The 14,683-nt window shown below is 60.7% G+C and carries 12 protein-coding genes; 10 read left to right on the top strand and 2 right to left on the bottom strand.

What is annotated here, in order from left to right; genetic code table 11:
• Nucleotides 1–223 precede the first annotated feature (223 nt).
• From C7534_RS03295 to cmoB, 10 genes are all read left to right on the top strand, one after another.
• Nucleotides 224–2,632 carry a glucose/quinate/shikimate family membrane-bound PQQ-dependent dehydrogenase gene (locus C7534_RS03295; RefSeq protein ID WP_109784996.1) on the top strand — a complete coding sequence of 803 codons (2,409 nt, stop codon included), beginning with the start codon at nucleotides 224–226 and terminating at the stop codon, nucleotides 2,630–2,632.
• Nucleotides 2,633–3,132: 500 nt separating this feature from the next.
• Complete coding sequence (locus C7534_RS03290; RefSeq protein ID WP_109784995.1) at nucleotides 3,133–3,510, top strand: DUF6124 family protein; 378 nt, start codon at nucleotides 3,133–3,135, stop codon at nucleotides 3,508–3,510.
• 203 nt (nucleotides 3,511–3,713) lie between these two features.
• Nucleotides 3,714–4,940: a hydroxymethylglutaryl-CoA reductase gene (locus tag C7534_RS03285; protein WP_109784994.1), complete on the top strand. Its 1,227-nt coding sequence runs from the start codon at nucleotides 3,714–3,716 to the stop codon at nucleotides 4,938–4,940.
• Nucleotides 4,941–4,943: 3 nt separating this feature from the next.
• Nucleotides 4,944–6,011 carry a mevalonate kinase family protein gene (locus C7534_RS03280; protein ID WP_109784993.1) on the top strand — a complete coding sequence of 356 codons (1,068 nt, stop codon included), beginning with the start codon at nucleotides 4,944–4,946 and terminating at the stop codon, nucleotides 6,009–6,011.
• On the top strand, nucleotides 6,008–7,006 hold the full coding sequence (gene mvaD / locus C7534_RS03275; protein ID WP_052961847.1) for a diphosphomevalonate decarboxylase: 999 nt from the start codon (nucleotides 6,008–6,010) through the stop codon (nucleotides 7,004–7,006). Before C7534_RS03280 ends, mvaD begins: the two co-directional genes overlap by 4 nt.
• A gap of 137 nt (nucleotides 7,007–7,143) precedes the next feature.
• Nucleotides 7,144–9,561, top strand: coding sequence for an endopeptidase La (gene lon, locus C7534_RS03270; protein WP_109784992.1), 2,418 nt, complete (start codon nucleotides 7,144–7,146; stop codon nucleotides 9,559–9,561).
• A 202-nt stretch (nucleotides 9,562–9,763) separates the two neighbouring features.
• Nucleotides 9,764–10,156 carry a protease inhibitor I42 family protein gene (locus tag C7534_RS03265; RefSeq protein WP_109784991.1) on the top strand — a complete coding sequence of 131 codons (393 nt, stop codon included), beginning with the start codon at nucleotides 9,764–9,766 and terminating at the stop codon, nucleotides 10,154–10,156.
• Between the two features lie 2 nt (nucleotides 10,157–10,158).
• Nucleotides 10,159–10,794 carry a lysoplasmalogenase gene (locus tag C7534_RS03260; protein WP_109784990.1) on the top strand — a complete coding sequence of 212 codons (636 nt, stop codon included), beginning with the start codon at nucleotides 10,159–10,161 and terminating at the stop codon, nucleotides 10,792–10,794.
• 152 nt (nucleotides 10,795–10,946) lie between these two features.
• The gene (gene cmoA / locus C7534_RS03255; protein WP_177412216.1) at nucleotides 10,947–11,726 is read left to right on the top strand and encodes a carboxy-S-adenosyl-L-methionine synthase CmoA; all 780 of its coding nucleotides are present in this window, start codon (nucleotides 10,947–10,949) and stop codon (nucleotides 11,724–11,726) included.
• Nucleotides 11,723–12,679, top strand: a complete 957-nt coding sequence (cmoB, locus tag C7534_RS03250; RefSeq protein WP_109784988.1) for a tRNA 5-methoxyuridine(34)/uridine 5-oxyacetic acid(34) synthase CmoB — start codon at nucleotides 11,723–11,725, stop codon at nucleotides 12,677–12,679. The genes cmoA and cmoB overlap by 4 nt, the downstream gene beginning before the upstream one ends.
• Before the next feature lie 119 nt (nucleotides 12,680–12,798).
• Here the strand turns inward: cmoB and tadA are convergent, their stop codons facing one another.
• On the bottom strand, nucleotides 12,799–13,296 hold the full coding sequence (tadA, locus tag C7534_RS03245) for a tRNA adenosine(34) deaminase TadA (protein WP_109784987.1): 498 nt from the start codon (nucleotides 13,294–13,296) through the stop codon (nucleotides 12,799–12,801).
• Nucleotides 13,296–14,672 (bottom strand): multicopper oxidase family protein, encoded by a 1,377-nt coding sequence (locus C7534_RS03240; RefSeq protein WP_109784986.1) that lies wholly within the window; start codon nucleotides 14,670–14,672, stop codon nucleotides 13,296–13,298. Before C7534_RS03240 ends, tadA begins: the two co-directional genes overlap by 1 nt.
• Nucleotides 14,673–14,683: the final 11 nt, after the last annotated feature.

The raw sequence follows: 14,683 nt of genomic DNA, 5'->3' as shown, positions 1-14,683 counted from the left end.
AAACCTTGTAGGAGCAGAGCTTGCTCGCGATGACGGAGTGCCAGTTGACATTGATGCGGTCTGACACACCGCCATCGCGAGCAAGCTCTGCTCCTACAAGGGTTGCAACACCTGAACAAGCGCTAACCAGGTTTCACTTATATAACTGAACCATGCCCACGCCAGATCGTCATCTACAGTGAACTTGCGCGGGACTACTTGAAACGTCACGGAGAACCACACTATGAGCACTGATGGTGCTTTGAGTCGAAGCCGTCTGTTGCCGAGCCTGCTCGGCATCCTGCTTCTGCTAATGGGCCTGGCCATGCTGGCCGGGGGGATCAAGCTGAGCATGCTCGGCGGCTCGCTGTATTACCTGCTGGCCGGTATCGGCCTGACGCTGACCGGCGTGTTGCTGATCCTCGCCCGCCGCGCTGCGCTGGGCCTGTACGCACTGGTGCTGTTCGCCAGCACCGTTTGGGCACTGTGGGAAGTCGGCCTCGACTGGTGGCAACTGGTGCCGCGCCTGGCGATGTTGTTTGCACTGGGCCTGGTCATGTTGCTGCCATGGTTCCGTCGTCCGTTGCTGCGCGAAGGTGCTGCACCGATGGGCACCGGCGCCCTGAGTGTCGCTGTGGTAGTGGCGGGCGTGGCCGCATTGGCCAGCCAATTCACCAACCCGGGTGAAATCAAGGGTCAACTGGACCGCGACAGCGTGCCCGGCATGACCAACACCGCCCCGGCCATGCCCGACGGTGACTGGAATTCCTACGGCCGCAGCGCTCACGGTGATCGTTACTCGCCCCTGGCACAGATCACCCCGGCAAACGCTCACAAATTGGTCCCGGCGTGGACTTACCGCACCGGCGACCTGCCGGGCCCGAACGATCCGGGTGAGACCACCGCTGAAAACACCCCGCTGAAAGTCAACGGCATGCTCTACGTGTGCACGCCGCACAGCCAGGTGATCGCGCTGGACCCGGACACCGGCAAGGAAATCTGGCGTTTCGATCCGAAGCTCTCCACGCAAAACGCGGCGAACTTCAAGGGTTGGGCCCACATGACCTGCCGTGGCGTGTCGTATCACAATGACGCGGTCTACGCCTCCGAGCAGAGCCCGACCGGCAGCGCCAGCGCAGCCGTGGCCAACGCCTGCCCGCGCCGGATCTTCCTGCCCACCGCCGACACCCGCCTGATCGCCCTGAACGCCGACACCGGCAAGATGTGCGAAGACTTCGGCGACAAGGGCCAGGTTGACCTGCGCGCCAACATCGGCGGCTTCACCGCCGGCGGTTACTACTCCACCTCGCCTCCAGCGGTCACTAAAGACCTGGTAGTGATTGGCGGCCACGTCACCGACAACGTCTCCACCGACGAGCCAAGCGGCGTGATCCGCGCGTTCGACGTACACACTGGCAAACTGGTGTGGAACTGGGACAGCGGCAAGCCGGACGATACGACGCCGATTGCCGAAGGCCAGACCTACACCCGCAACTCACCGAACATGTGGTCCATGTTCGCGGTCGATGAAAAACTCGGCATGCTCTACCTGCCGATGGGCAACCAGACCCCGGACCAGTTCGGTGGCGCTCGCACCCCTGAATCGGAACTGCACGCCGCCGGCCTGACCGCCCTGGACATCGCCACCGGCAAAGTGCGCTGGCACTTCCAGTTCACCCACCATGACCTGTGGGACATGGACGTTGGCGGCCAGCCAACCCTGATGGACCTGAAAACCGCAGACGGCGTGAAGCCAGCGGTGCTTGCGTCCACCAAGCAAGGCAGCATCTACGTGCTGGACCGCAGCACCGGCAAGGCCATCGTGCCGATCAACGAAGTACCGGTGCCGCAAGGCGCTGTCGCCGGTGATCACACCTCGCCGACCCAACCCAAGTCCGACCTCAACTTCATGCCGCCGCCGTTGAAAGAACGCGACATGTGGGGTGTGACACCGTTCGACCAACTGGTCTGCCGGATCACCTTCAAATCCCTGCGCTACGACGGCCCGTTCACCCCACCATCGCTGCAAGGCTCGATCGTTTATCCGGGTAACTTCGGCGTGTTCGACTGGGGCGGTATCTCAGTGGATCCGGTGCGTCAGATCCTGTTCGTGAACCCGGACTGGATGGCCTTTAAATCCAAGCTGATCCCGGCTGCGGAAATCGCCGCCCAAGGCCCGCGCAAAAGCGAAACCGAAGGCGTACAACCAAACAAAGGCGCGCCTTACGGCGTAGTCCTTGAACCCCTCCTGTCGCCAATGGGCCTGCCGTGCCAGGCACCGGCGTGGGGCTACGTGGCAGCGGTCGATTTGACCACCCATGAAAAAATCTGGATGCACAAGAACGGCACCGTGCGCGACAGTTCGCCGGTTCCGATCCCCTTGAGCATGGGCGTACCCAGCCTGGGCGGCACCTTCACCACCGCCGGTGGCGTCGCGTTCCTCAGCGGCACCCTCGACCAATACCTGCGCGCCTACGACGTGAAAAACGGCAAGCAACTGTGGGAAGGCCGCCTGCCGGCCGGCGCGCAAACCACACCGATGACCTACACCGGCAAGGACGGCAAGCAGTACGTGCTGGTCGTTGCGGGCGGTCACGGTTCGCTGGGCACCAAACAAGGTGACTATGTGATGGCGTACAAACTGTCGGAATAAGTTTTAGCGGCGGTTAAAACGAAGGCGACTCCTGTGAGGGGGTCGCCTTTTTTTGTGGCCGCGGTCTACACCACAACACAAATCAAATGTGGGAGCGGGCTTGCTCGCGAAAGCGGTGTGTCAGTCGACAAAAATGTTGAATGTTAAACAGCCTTCGCGAGCAAGCCCGCTCCCACATTTGGGTTGTGGTTGGTCTGGAAATTCGGCGAACGTCCTACAGCGGTGGCTGCTCTGGCGGCGGTTTCCGACAAGCGCTGTCGGTTGTTGGGTCAGAAGCCGGGACGATAGGCTTTGGGCGTCGCTGCAAATTCAGCGACCGGGTTTGGTCGCCCAGGTTTAGAATGGCGCACTTTTCGTGCTTGCTTCATGGCGAGCTGTGCGTGGGAGGGCTTCGGCCCTGCCGGGTTCCATTCCCTGGTCGACCAACCTGCGTACGGTTTGCCACCCAACTGCTTGGTCGCAGTCGTGGCGAACTCCCTATCTTCGAATGGAGCTTCACCATGATCAAAGAAACACCAAATCCCCCCGAAACCGACGATGTTTCCCCCTACGAATCCATCGATTCCAAAAAACTCAATGAAGCCGCCGAACGCGCGCTGAATCACTACCTAAACCCCGCAGCCCTGAAATCACCGCCCACCCGCAAACCCAGCACCATGTTCATGCTTGCACCGGACCTCAAAGACGAAGACCTCTTGGCCCACACCTGTGAATCCCTGGCCCAGGCCAGCGTGATGGCCGGCGATTTTGCCGCCTACCTGGAAGGCCCGCATCGCAACACCGCCATGGCCATTCAGCAAATCGTCATGCTGGCCGAACTGGCGGCGAACCGAATGATGGACAACCTCGAACTCCCCAAACCCGCGCAACACCGTTGATCCCCAGTGGGAGCGGAGGTGCGACGCTCCCACATTTGGTCAATGTGGGCTAATTGTCTGTCCGGAACGCCTCGACGAGTGCCGTCCAATCGCCGATCGATATAAAAAACTGTCAACAATGACAGTACCTGCCTGGGTCAGTTCTGCAGATCATCAACAGGACGCGCACCACCTTGCGCACTCAATGACCCGCCGGGTGACTCATGTCCCACTCTCAATTCGACGCTCAATGGATAGAGGCCTTGGCCAAGGGTGAGGTCCGCCTGCACCAACTACCTGAAACCTTGTCGCGCAACCAAGCGTCCTTCATTCGGCGTGAGGCGTTGCAATTGATCACTGGGGCCTCACTCACCACCATCGGCAATTACACGTTTGATGCACGCCCGGCAAAATGCGAGAACTTCATCGGGGCTATTCAGATACCGCTGGGCGTTGCCGGTCCCCTGTTGGTCAATGGGCAAGCGATTACCGCCCAGGAACCGGTCTTTGCGCCACTGGCGACCACCGAAGGTGCACTGATCGCCAGCGTGTCCCGAGGGTGCGCCGCGTTACGCGCCGCCGGAGGCGCGGTGGTGCGCGTCGACGATGTGGGCATCACCCGAGCGCCGGTGTTTCGCTCCAGCGGTATCGTACAGTCACAGGCTTTCGTAGCCTGGGTCCGAAACAACTACGACAAAATCAAACAGCTCTGCGAAGAGAACAGCCGTCACCTTGTATTGCAGGACATCGTGCCCGCATTGGTCGGCACCACGATCTACCTGCGTTTTCGCTTCCACAGTGCCGATGCCATGGGCATGAACATGGCAAGCATTGCCTGCGAGCGGGCCATAACCGAGCTGATCAGCCCCGCTACCGGCCTACCCTGCATCAGCATCTCGGGCAATTACTGCACCGATAAAAAACCGGCGATGGTTAACGTGCTAAACGGTCGGGGCAAACGCATTTTTGCCGAAGCCCATCTGAGCGCTGACATCCTGCACGACATCCTGAAAACCGATTCGGCTTCGTTGTGTGACGTCCAATACCGCAAAAACCTGTTGGGCTCAGCAATGGCGGGGGCAATGGGCAGTAATGCCCATCACGCCAATATTCTTTCGGCTGTCTTTATCGCCACCGGACAAGATGTCGCTCAAGTAGCAGAAAGTGCTTGCGGCATTACCTGCCTCGAAGCGCGCGAGCATGGCGCCCTCTACGCCTCGATCCTGTTGCCCGACACACCACTGGGGACTGTCGGCGGCGGCACCGGTTTGTGCACTCAACGCGAAGCACTGGCGTTGATGGGAATTGTCCCGGGCGCCAAAAAACCTGGAGTCGACACTTTGCGTTTGGCAGAAATAATCGGAGCGCTGGTGCTGGCGGGTGAGTTGTCCATCATGGCGGCGCAAGCAGCACATCATTTGGTAAAAGCTCATGTGCAATGGGGGCGTTGAGTCATGGCACCGGTTGCTGTGCAAGCACGCGCTCCCGCAAAGATTATTCTGATTGGCGAGCACGCGGCGTTGCAGGGTTGCCCGGTGTTCGCTACTACCTTGGGGCTGTATTGCACCGTGCAGGTGCGTGAGCGCGACGATGATCAGATTGAAATTCAGTTACCCGAGCTGCAAATCCATCGGCAATACAGCACGGGCGCCCTGCTCGATTACGTCCGGGAAGTGCGCCAACGCTGGGTATGCTTTCGAAACGATCCCCAGACACACACCTTTATCGGCGTCAGAGGAAACGACGTTGATCACTTGGTCAAATGTGCTGTGGGCGAAGTTCTGCTCAAACTGGCGCTAGAAGACATACGCGGCTGCACGCTACGAGTGCAATCGAGCATTCCGCTGGACGCAGGCTTCGGCAGTTCGGCAGCCCTGGCGGTCAGCCTGTCAGCGGCGTTGTTGCGCCTCTTCAAGTTGTCGCCGCAACGGCATCCGCTGCAACCGCTAGCCATGCGCGTTGAACGTTACCAACATGGGCTGCCGTCAGGGATCGATCACAACACTTGCTTGCTGGGTGGCATGGTCGAACGACGCCGCGAAGCGGGAAACCGGTTCAAGATGATTTCGTGGCCCGAGAGCACGGTACATCTGCAATTGCACGGCATTGAGATCTACCACACCGGAGCCGCTCGCGAGAGTACCGGGCATGTCATCGCCGCCACCCGACACCAGCTCGAAGGCCGGGATAACCCACTATTGGCAAGCATGCACAACTGTGCCGAACGCTTTCGCACGCTGTTGCAGTCCCGCAGCCCGGCACCTGAAACACTCAAGGCGTTGGTACACGACTATGAAGCGGCCCTGGAATGTCTGGGCGTGGTGCCCAAAGCCGTTGTGCAAGTGATCCGCGCCATTGAAGCAGCCGGTGGTGCAGCAAAAATTTGCGGGGCTGGCGCCCTCTCCGGGGACCAGGCCGGAGCACTATTGGTGGTCGACGCGCCGGCGCTACCGGAACTGGCCCACTATCGCAGAATCGATGCCCCATTAGCGGTGGGCGGCCTGGAGGTCCAGGTGCAATGAATCGGATCAGCGTTTCTTCGCCCAGCAACATCGCGTTCATCAAGTACTGGGGCATGAGCGATGCACGGCAGACGCTCCCCAACAATCCCTCAATCTCCATGACCCTGAGTCAGTGCCTCAGCTTCTGCACGTTGTCGCCCCGGACGAAGGGCGCTGCCGATGAAATCATGTGGAAAACCGCCAGCGGCCTATTGGTTGTGGCACAAACCTCACTGCGCCTTGGAATCGAACGCCATCTGCAACCCTTGCGCGAGTACTTCGATGACTGGACACCGCTGCGCATCGCCACGACCAACAACTTCCCGACGGGTGCGGGCATTGCCTCGTCAGCGTCGGGTTTCAGTGCCTTGGCAGTGGCATTCGCCCTGCGTTGCGGGCAATCACTCGACAGCCCCGATCTCGGCAGACTGGCGCGCCTGTCCGGCTCTGGCTCGGCGGCGCGCTCGGTGCTGGGCGGGTTTGTCCAATGGCCTGGCGATAGCCGGCAGCTCTGCGAGCCGGTCCAACTCGCTGCGGGGCAGCATTGGCCGCTGCATGACTTGATCGCCATCGTCGACGCCACACCTAAAACTGTCAGCTCCCGTCAAGGTCATCTTCTCGCCAACAGCAGCCCCTTTTACCCGACTCGACTGGACCTTCTGCCGGAACGCCTGGCGACTGTCCGCCAAGCGATTGTGAGCCGGGATTTCAACGCATTGGCCGCTGTTGTGGAGCGCGAAGCCGTGGAGTTGCACATGATTGCCATGACTTCACAGCCTCCGATTTTCTATTGGAAACCGGCAACCTTGCGGATTCTGGAGCGGGTGCGGCAACTGCGCGGTGAGGGTTTGGAGGTGTGTGCAACAGTGGACGCCGGGCCCAACGTGCATGTGATATGCACAGAGCAACATAAGTCGGCAGCATTTGCAGCGCTGCGCACAGTGCCAGGGATAGAACGATGGATTTTTGATCAAGCGGGCGATGGGCCCAGGCGGCTGGCGCGTCACCTGTTTTGAGCGAGCGGCACACTGCCTGCCGTTAAGATCCCTGAATCTGTCCCGCCCCTGAACACACATCTGGAAATATCCGGGGCCATTGAAACCACCCCCCACCTGCCCCATCTAACACCCATACCCCATTGCGCAGGTGCCCCATGAGCGACCAGCAAGAATTCCCCGAAGACCCAAGCGAGTACGACGAAGCCGAACAAATCGAACACCACACCACCGGCAAAGGCCTCGCCCTGCCCGGCCAAAACCTGCCGGACAAGGTCTACATCATCCCGATCCACAATCGCCCCTTCTTCCCGGCCCAAGTACTGCCGGTCATCGTCAACGAAGAACCGTGGGCTGAAACACTGGACCTGGTCAGCAAAGCCGATCACCACGCCCTGGCCCTGTTCTACATGGACGCCCCCCAGGAAGACCCGCGCCACTTCAACACCGACGCACTCCCCGAGTACGGCACACTGGTCAAGGTCCACCACGCCAGTCGCGAAAACGGCAAACTGCAATTCGTCGCCCAGGGCCTGACCCGGGTGCGCATCAAAACCTGGCTCAAACACCATCGCCCACCGTACCTGGTGGAAGTCGAGTACCCGCACCAACCCACCGAGCCGACCGATGAGGTCAAGGCCTACGGCATGGCGTTGATCAACGCCATCAAGGAACTGCTGCCGCTCAACCCGCTGTACAGCGAAGAGCTCAAAAACTACCTCAACCGCTTCAGCCCCAACGACCCCTCGCCGCTGACCGACTTCGCCGCCGCCCTGACCTCGGCCACTGGTAGCGAGCTGCAAGAAGTGCTCGACTGCGTGCCGATGCTCAAGCGCATGGAAAAAGTCCTGCCGATGCTGCGCAAGGAAGTCGAAGTCGCGCGCCTGCAAAAAGAGATTTCCGCCGAAGTTAACCGCAAGATCGGCGAGCATCAGCGCGAATTCTTCCTCAAGGAACAGCTCAAGGTCATTCAGCAAGAGCTGGGGCTGACCAAGGATGACCGCAGCGCCGACATCGAGCAGTTCGAACAACGCCTGACCGGCAAAGTGCTCTCGGCGCAGGCGCAGAAACGCATCGAAGAGGAAATGAACAAGCTGTCGATCCTCGAGACCGGCTCGCCCGAGTACGCGGTCACCCGCAACTACCTAGACTGGGCCACCTCGGTCCCGTGGGGCGTGTACGGCGAGGACAAACTCGACCTCAAGCACGCGCGCAAAGTGCTCGACAAACACCACGCAGGCCTCGACGACATCAAGGACCGCATTCTCGAATTCCTCGCCGTGGGTGCTTATAAAGGCGAGATCAGCGGCTCCATCGTGTTGCTGGTCGGCCCGCCCGGCGTGGGTAAAACCAGCGTCGGCAAGTCCATCGCCGAATCCCTTGGCCGGCCGTTCTATCGCTTCAGCCTCGGCGGCATGCGCGACGAAGCCGAGATCAAGGGCCATCGCCGCACTTACATCGGCGCGCAACCGGGCAAACTCGTTCAGGCGTTGAAAGACGTCGAAGTGATGAACCCGGTGATCATGCTCGACGAGATCGACAAGATGGGCCAAAGCTATCAAGGCGACCCGGCCTCGGCGCTCCTTGAAACCCTCGACCCGGAACAGAACGTCGAATTCCTCGACCATTACCTGGACCTGCGTCTGGACCTGTCGAAAGTGCTGTTCGTGTGCACCGCCAACACCCTGGACTCGATCCCCGGCCCGTTGCTGGACCGGATGGAAGTGATTCGCCTGTCGGGCTACATCACCGAAGAAAAAATCGCCATCGCCAAGCGTCATCTGTGGCCCAAGCAACTGGAAAAGGCCGGCGTGTCCAAAGGCAGCCTGAGCATCAGCGACAGCGCCCTCAAAGCCTTGATCGACGGTTATGCCCGTGAAGCAGGGGTGCGTCAGTTGGAAAAACAACTGGGCAAACTGGTGCGCAAAGCCGTGGTGAAGCTGATCGACGAACCCAAAGCGGTGATCAAACTCGGGCCGAAAGACCTCGAAGCCTCACTCGGTCATCCGGTGTTCCGCAACGAGCAAGTGCTGTCCGGCACCGGCGTTATTACCGGTCTGGCCTGGACCAGCATGGGCGGCGCGACCTTGCCGATTGAAGCCACACGGATTCACACGCTCAACCGGGGCTTCAAACTCACCGGGCAACTGGGCGACGTGATGAAAGAGTCGGCGGAAATCGCCTACAGCTACGTCAGCTCCAACCTGAAGTCGTTTGGCGGAGATCCGAAATTCTTCGACGAGGCGTTTGTCCACTTGCACGTCCCGGAAGGCGCCACCCCGAAAGACGGCCCGAGCGCCGGCGTGACCATGGCCAGCGCCCTGCTCTCGCTCGCACGCAACCAGCCACCGAAAAAAGGCGTGGCCATGACCGGTGAACTGACGTTGACCGGGCATGTACTGCCGATTGGCGGGGTACGCGAGAAGGTGATTGCGGCGCGGCGGCAGAAGATTTTCGAGTTGATATTGCCGGAGCCTAACCGTGGCAGTTTTGATGAACTGCCGGACTATCTGAAGGAAGGGATCACCGTGCATTTCGCCAAGCGCTTTGCGGATGTGGCGAAGATATTGTTCTGACCTCGTAACCTGATCGTTCCCACGCTCCGCGTGGGAATGCATCCTGTGACGCTCCGCGTCACGCTTGTGATGGGACGCGGAGCGTCCCGGGCGGCATTCCCACGCAGAGCGTGGGAACGATCATCTCCCGCCATGCTGTCACACTTTGTCTCATCTTCAGTTATGCTCGCCGTTCGTCGTGAATGCCGGAGCCACTGACCTTATGTCCCCCACTCGCTTGTTTGCCCCCCTCGCCCTTTCCTTGCTGGCCGCCTGCGCCACGCAGCCGAAACAGAACGTGACCGTGGAAAAACAAAGCCAATGCCCGGTGAAACTCAACAGCGGGCAAAACCTGATCCTGACCCTGCCGAGCAACCCAACTACGGGTTATCGCTGGGCAATCCAGGATTCGGCCGGTGGTGTGCTGCATGCGCTCAGCCCCGAGGTGTACAGCAATCCGGAAGATGCCGGCATCGTCGGCAGCGCCGGTATTTCGACCTGGCGCTTTCAGGCCTTCGCCGCCGGCACCGGGCGTTTACGCCTGACATCGCAACAACCCTGGGCCCCGGAAGTGTTGCCGGTGGAAACCTTCGATTGCGCGATTTCGGTTAACTGATCATGGGCTGGCTGATTCTGGCGTTGATGGGCGCGGTGACCTTTCTATATGGCGTGAGTGTGCATGCCGCGTTGCTTTGCCTGCTGGTCAAACCGTTGCCGGTGCTGGCCCTGCTCGGCTGGCTGCACGACGCGCCGCCCAGCGACTATCGCCGCTGGATCAGCCTTGGCCTGATTTTCTCGCTGCTCGGCGACGTGTTGCTGGCGTGGCCGGGGGACTTGTTTGTGTTTGGCCTCGGCGCGTTTCTGGTCGCGCATCTGGCGTACTTGAAAGCCTACTTGAGCGATTGTCGCCGGTTGGCGTTGCTGCCCTTGATCATCGCGCTGGCCGTGGGTGCGGTGCTGCTGGGGATTCTGATTTCCCACGGTTTGGGCCCGTTGCTGGTCCCGGTAATTGTCTATGGCCTGGCCATCAGCGCAATGCTCTGGCGAGCCCTGGCCCGACTGGGCTCCGATGTGCCGAAACGCTCGGCGCTGCTGGCGGCGGCAGGTGCGCTGGCGTTTGTGTTCTCCGACAGCGTGATTGGCATCAGCCGCTTTGTCGCACCGTTCGATGCGGCGCCTTACGTGATCATCATCAGCTACTGGCTGGGGCAATGGGGGATTACGGCGTCGGCGTTCACCCAGAAACCGCGTTGAGTCCATCGCGGGCAAGCCCGCTCCCACAGGGATAGCGCTGTACTTGTGGGAGCGGGCTTGCCCGCGAAAGCGATCTCCCTATAAACACAAGATCCAGATCTGCCCAGCGGTTTATCAGACAACCCGCGCATCCCCCCGTCAATTTGGCTAAAATGCCGGCCTTTTCCACCCATGCCGCTGGAACCGCCGTGAGCAAAGAATCCGATCGCCTTTTCGCCCAGCCTTTGGCCCAGGTACCCGACTTCGCCTTTAACGAGGACGTGGTGCGGGTGTTCCCGGACATGATCAAGCGCTCGGTGCCGGGTTATCCGACCATCGTTGAAAACCTCGGCGTGCTCGCCGCGCAATTCGCCCAGCCCAACAGCGTGCTCTACGACCTCGGCTCGTCGCTGGGCGCCGTGACCCAGGCCTTGCGCCGTCATGTGCGCACCGACGGTTGCCGCGTCATCGCTGTGGATAACTCCGCCGCCATGGTCGAGCGTTGCCGCGAATACCTCAACGCCCAGGACTCGATGTTCCAGGAGTTGTTGCCGGTGGAAGTGATTGAAGGCGACATCCTCGCCCTCGACTTCCAGCCCGCCTCGGTAGTGGCGCTGAACTTCACCCTGCAATTCATCGCTCCGGAGCAGCGCACCGCGTTGCTCTCGCGCATTCGCCAGTCGTTACTGCCGGGCGGCGCACTGATCCTGTCGGAGAAGCTGCGCTTCAATGACCCGCAAGAACACGCGCTGCTGACCGACCTGCACGTCGCCTTCAAGCGCGCCAACGGTTACAGCGAACTGGAAATTGCCCAGAAGCGCAGCGCCATCGAAAACGTCATGAAGCCTGACAGCCTCGAAGAACACCGCGAGCGCCTGCTGGCCGCCGGGTTCTCGAAAGTCATGCCGTGGTTCCAGTGTCTTAACTTTGCCTCGTTGATTGCCTTGCCATGATTGATCTGTCCCCCCTCGCCCGCCGTCTGGCCGGCACACCGCTTGCTGAATGGGCCAACACCCTGCAAGCACAACTCGACAAGAAAATGGAAAAGGGGCACGGCGACCTGGAGCGCTGGCAAAGTGCGCTGGACGCACTGCCGAAGATCCAGCCGAGGGTCGTCGACTTGCTCAATGGCCTGATGCTGGACACTGAGTGCGACGACGAAACCCGCGCACAGATGCGTACCGCGCTGATGGGTTTATCGCCGTGGCGCAAAGGGCCGTTTGATTTGTTTGGCGTGCACGTCGACACCGAATGGCGTTCGGACTGGAAGTGGTCGCGGGTTGCGCCGCATCTGGATTTGAAGGGCAAGCGCATTCTCGATGTCGGGTGCGGCAACGGTTATTACATGTGGCGCATGCTCGGTGCCGGTGCCGACAGCGTGATCGGTGTCGATCCCAACTGGCTGTTCTTCTGCCAGTTCCAGGCCGTGCAGCGTTACCTGTCCGAGCCGAATGCCTGGCACCTGCCGTTTCCGTTCGAAGACTTGCCGCCGGAGCTGGAAGGCTTCGACACTGTGTTTTCGATGGGTGTGTTCTACCATCGTCGCTCGCCGATCGAGCATTTGCTGGCGCTGAAAGATTGCCTGGTCAAGGGCGGTGAACTGGTGCTGGAAACGCTGGTGATCGAAGGCGATCAGCAGCAGGTGCTGGTACCGGAAGACCGCTACGCGCAGATGCGCAACGTGTGGTTCCTGCCCTCGGTGCCGGCGCTGGAGTTGTGGTTGCGCCGTGCCGGGTTTACGGATGTGCGTTGTGTGGACGTGAGCGTGACCACGGTCGAGGAACAGCGCGGGACGGAGTGGATGAAGTATCAGTCGCTGAGTGATTTCCTGGACCCGGACGATCACAGCAAGACGATCGAAGGGCTGCCGGCGCCGATGCGTGCGGTCATCGTCGCCCGTAAATAACGCATAACCCGTAGGAGCCGAGCTTGCTCGCGATAGCGGTCTGACATTCAACATCATTGTTGACTGTACAGCCGCCATCGCGAGCAAGCTCGGCTCCTACAGTTTCAGGGTTTACGTGTTTAGTCTGCTGGTTTCGCGCGGCGGGCCTTGAAGAACTCGCTCAATACAGCCCCGCATTCTTCCGCCAACACCCCGCCTTCATACAACACCCGGTGATTCAAAAAGCCCTGGGTAAAGAACTGCCCCTGGCTCTGCACAATCCCCGCCTTGGGTTCCAGGGCGCCATACACCACCCGCGCAATCCGCGAATGCACGATCAGCCCGGCGCACATGCTGCACGGCTCAAGGGTCACGTACAGCGTGCTGCCCGGCAGGCGATAGTTGTTCACCGCTTGCGCAGCGGCGCGGATCGCGACCATCTCGGCATGGGCGCTCGGGTCGTTACCGCTGATCGGGCAGTTGAAGCCGCGACCGATGATTTCACCGTCCTGCACCAGCACCGCGCCCACCGGCACTTCGCCCAGCGTGGCACCTTGAGCCGCCAGGGCCAGGGCTTCGCGCATGAAGTCGCGATCTCGGCTGCGGTCGATGATGGCTGCGGGACGAATCTGACGCATCACGCCACCTCGATGGCGGCCATCAGGCCGGTTTCCATGTGATCAATCACATGGCAGTGGAACATCCAGATGCCGGGGTTATCCGCCACCAACGCCACTTGCGCACGCTCGTTCTTGCCCAACAGATACGTGTCGGTGAAATACGGAATGACCTTGTGCCGGTTCGAGGCGATGACTTTGAAACTCATGCCGTGCAAGTGAACCGGGTGTTGGTACTGGGTCATGTTCTTGAATTCGAAAATGTAGCTCTTGCCCTTTTCAAGCTTGGCAATCGGGCGGTCGGCACAGGTTTTGTCGGTGATGTCCCAGGCCTTGCCGTTGATCTGCCACAGGCTCGGCGGTTTGCCGTTGTCGACGTTCACCGACACCGAACCGACCCATTCGAAATTGAAGTTGAGTTTCTCGGCATTGGCCAGGTCCGGTTCGGCAATCGGGTTGGCGGGCAACGCAGGCGGCCATTGGGTCGGCGCGTCGGTGTTGGCCACCGAACGGAACGTACCCAAACGTACCGGGCCGTTGCGCAGGGCCAGTTCTTCACCAGCGGCCGGCGCCTTGATTGCCAGGCAAATACGCATTCCCGGGCCAAGCCAGTACTCCTTGCCCAACGGGCGGGGCTCGATCGGGTTGCCGTCCAGTGCGTAAATCTGCGCTTCGACGCCAGGAATGTTCAGGCGATAGGTCAGCGTGTTGTCGAGGTTCAGCAGGCGCACTCGGGTGATCTGCCCGGCCGGCAAGTCGATCACTGCTTGCGAGACGCCATTGATGGTCGACAAGCGCCCCGCCGTGCCGCCACGCGCCGCTTCACGAGGGATGCTGAAGGCGACGAACGCGCCCTCTTCATCGACGTGCCAGCTCTTCAGGCTGAGGGTTTTTTCATACTTGAAACCGGTGGGTTCGCGCTCTTCGATAATCAACGGACCGACCAGCCCGCGGCCGAGTTCTTCGCTGCTGTTCACATGCGGGTGATACCAGTAGCTGCCGGCGTCCGGCACACGGAACTTGTAGTCGAAATACTCACCCGGCAACACCGGCAGTTGCGAGACGTAAGGTACGCCGTCCATCTCCAGCGGCAGGCGGATGCCGTGCCAGTGAATAGTGGTCGCGACGGGCAGGTGGTTGATAAACCGCACCCGCAACCAGTCGCCCTGACGCGCGCGCAATTCAGTGCCCGGTGCCGACGGGCCAAATGCCCAGGCCTCGGTCTTGTGCCCCGGCACCAGCTCAACGTCCAGCGGTGCGGCGATCAGCTCATAGTCGTGGCCCGCGTCAGCATCGGCCATCTTGCCCAGCCAGTAACGCGACGCGCCCCCGGCTCCGACACCAACGACAACAAGACCGGCCAGGCCACCGAGGATTTGGCGACGGGTAAACGACATGAACTCAACTA

It is taken from the genome of Pseudomonas sp. OV226, from assembly GCF_003148705.1.
Classification (GTDB): domain Bacteria; phylum Pseudomonadota; class Gammaproteobacteria; order Pseudomonadales; family Pseudomonadaceae; genus Aquipseudomonas.
This window is presented reverse-complemented; position numbering and strand designations above follow the sequence as displayed.

Excerpts from the sequence above, each read along its gene's own strand:
- C7534_RS03295 (WP_109784996.1), top strand. The coding sequence starts at position 224 with ATGAGCACTGATGGTGCTTTGAGTCGAAGCCGTCTGTTGCCGAGCCTG.
- C7534_RS03290 (WP_109784995.1), top strand. The coding sequence starts at position 3,133 with ATGATCAAAGAAACACCAAATCCCCCCGAAACCGACGATGTTTCCCCC.
- C7534_RS03285 (WP_109784994.1), top strand. The coding sequence starts at position 3,714 with ATGTCCCACTCTCAATTCGACGCTCAATGGATAGAGGCCTTGGCCAAG.
- C7534_RS03280 (WP_109784993.1), top strand. The coding sequence starts at position 4,944 with ATGGCACCGGTTGCTGTGCAAGCACGCGCTCCCGCAAAGATTATTCTG.
- mvaD (WP_052961847.1), top strand. The coding sequence starts at position 6,008 with ATGAATCGGATCAGCGTTTCTTCGCCCAGCAACATCGCGTTCATCAAG.
- lon (WP_109784992.1), top strand. The coding sequence starts at position 7,144 with ATGAGCGACCAGCAAGAATTCCCCGAAGACCCAAGCGAGTACGACGAA.
- C7534_RS03265 (WP_109784991.1), top strand. The coding sequence starts at position 9,764 with ATGTCCCCCACTCGCTTGTTTGCCCCCCTCGCCCTTTCCTTGCTGGCC.
- C7534_RS03260 (WP_109784990.1), top strand. The coding sequence starts at position 10,159 with ATGGGCTGGCTGATTCTGGCGTTGATGGGCGCGGTGACCTTTCTATAT.
- cmoA (WP_177412216.1), top strand. The coding sequence starts at position 10,947 with ATGCCGGCCTTTTCCACCCATGCCGCTGGAACCGCCGTGAGCAAAGAA.
- cmoB (WP_109784988.1), top strand. The coding sequence starts at position 11,723 with ATGATTGATCTGTCCCCCCTCGCCCGCCGTCTGGCCGGCACACCGCTT.
- tadA (WP_109784987.1), bottom strand. The coding sequence starts at position 13,296 with ATGCGTCAGATTCGTCCCGCAGCCATCATCGACCGCAGCCGAGATCGC.
- C7534_RS03240 (WP_109784986.1), bottom strand. The coding sequence starts at position 14,672 with ATGTCGTTTACCCGTCGCCAAATCCTCGGTGGCCTGGCCGGTCTTGTT.